The organism is Moorena sp. SIO3I6, from assembly GCF_010672095.1.
Map to the genome: position 1 here is coordinate 1 of NZ_JAAHHU010001179.1, position 1,595 is coordinate 1,595.

Below are 1,595 nucleotides of genomic sequence, written 5' to 3' on the forward strand. Positions count from 1 at the left end.
TAGCCTCTCTTTGATAGGATTTTTTAGGGTTTTCAAGGGTATGTTTAATATAATCGTCTAACGCTAAAGACTTTTCAAGGCCACTAATAAATAAAATATCAATGGGATTGTCGTTAATCTTTTGCTCAATCAAATCATATAAATTATAAATAGAATGGTCTAGCTTTAAAACATCAACTGTTTTATCATTAATATCTTGTTGAATTTCTTCAATAATTATTTTTTCTTGTACAGGAGTACACCGCACAAATAAAATCCCAAAGCCTTCACGCCAAGATAAATCACGTTTTAACCTCAGATAGGATTCTTGTTCATCTGATCTAAATGTGGTTGAATTTAATCTCGACATTGTACTCATTGATTAGTTGTCAGCTATCAGCTATCAGTTGTCAGCTATCAGCTATCGGTTGGCTATGGCAACGCTAATTTATGTGCTTATTATGAATAAAACAAGTAAGCATTCGTTTAATCGGAGTTATGGAAAGCTGACTGCTGACCGCTGACCGCTGAATGCTTACTATTAGTTAAATCATCAAGAGCAGATTTAAACTCAGGTGTTCCTTCAATTAAAGGGTGAACATCATACCAACGCACAGGATTACCCTCTCCATCAAACTCTCGATATTCCAACACACAACGACGGAATAGCAAACTACGATAGTATTCATCATTAGGGATAGTCTTGGAAATATACACTTTAGCTAATTTTTGCCATTCTTCAGAACTAACCGCATTACGATAGGTGCTATCTCTGGCATCACTAACTGCCCGCCTCACTATTCTTGTAGTAATCGGGAAATTATCAATATAACGCATTACTGACTGCATTAATAGCATCAACTCTCGCACATGACCACCAGTCATAGCACAAAGCTCAATGCGAGTGTCTTGACTATCAAAGATTTGTGTATCAATATCAATCCTAGAGTCAACTAAGTGAATCCTTTTTTCAATAACTTCTTTTAATTTATCTAATCCTTGTGAATAGGGTTTGTTGTCACGGTTTTTTACCATAATCATTGGTAACACTTGAGGAGTAGCATAAATATTTCTTAATTCAGGAGCTTGACTGGAATAGGCTAAGGAAATTGGTACTGTATAAACTACGTGACAATTCAAGGCTGTTAATTGACTGCTATAATCAATAAATATTTCCTTGTGACTTGTTCTGTTATTCCCTTTTTCCAGGGAGATGATTCTATCTAAGTTATCTGCGATCACAACTATGTTGGATTTTTCCTCAGGTAATTTATGTTGAGCATCTTTGATAAATTCATTTAACGCTGTAATCAACGAGACACTATAATTATCAACCTGTTTTCTAATGGTTTCACGGCTACTAGGATTTCGTCTTAAGGTTGTAGTCAATTTACTAAAAATCTGAATTTGAGCTTCAACCGTTAATTTTTCAAACTCTACCTCAGATAACCCCAAATCCTTTAATTCAGTCCAGCGAGACTTTAACCACTTTAATAACGGATTAGGAGACCCATACTCTTTAAGTTTCTCTAAAATATTACGAGTACAAGCTAACAGAATATCTGTATATTGAGCATCGATTTCATCAATATCTCCTTCCGTTGCTGGAAAATAAA

Annotated in this window: 1 protein-coding gene and 1 pseudogene; both read right to left on the reverse strand. The window is 34.9% G+C overall.

The window, feature by feature from the left end; translation table 11 throughout:
- Positions 1 to 349 (reverse strand): annotated as a pseudogene (locus F6K49_RS47440) (hypothetical protein); the annotation flags it as partial.
- 116 nt (positions 350 to 465) lie between these two features.
- Positions 466 to 1,595, reverse strand: a 1,130-nt coding sequence (locus F6K49_RS47445; protein WP_293109490.1) for an ATP-binding protein, incomplete at its 5' end; no start/stop codon positions are given.